The sequence below is a fragment of the Streptomyces sp. NPDC005899 genome (assembly GCF_040629645.1).
GTDB lineage: Bacteria > Actinomycetota > Actinomycetes > Streptomycetales > Streptomycetaceae > Streptomyces.
In genome coordinates, this window is record NZ_JBEXWB010000580.1 from 1 (window position 1) to 255 (window position 255).

Consider the following 255-nt stretch of genomic DNA (forward strand, 5'->3'; position numbering starts at 1 on the left):
CCCGTCCGGCCGGCTGCCGGGCCCGGCGCGTCACGCGTCGCCCATGACCAGGCCCTCGATGGTGTGCTTCTGGACGATGGGGCTCAGCTCCTCCACCACGGGGCAGTGCAGGTGCGCCCGCACCCGCCCGGGCAGGGAGGCCCAGTAGGCGCGGGTCACCGCCATGTCGTGGGGGGGGGGGGTGGGCGCGCCGGGGGGGGGGCGGCCCCCCCCCCCCACCGGCGCGGGGGGGGGGGGGTGGGTGGGCGGGGCCCC

At 82.0% G+C, this 255-nt stretch carries 1 protein-coding gene; it reads right to left on the reverse strand.

Annotated elements, in window-relative coordinates; all coding sequences use genetic code 11:
• Positions 1–30: 30 nt before the first annotated feature.
• Complete coding sequence (locus ABZ371_RS31635; RefSeq protein WP_358686173.1) at positions 31–159, reverse strand: hypothetical protein; 129 nt, start codon at positions 157–159, stop codon at positions 31–33.
• Positions 160–255 lie beyond the last annotated feature (96 nt).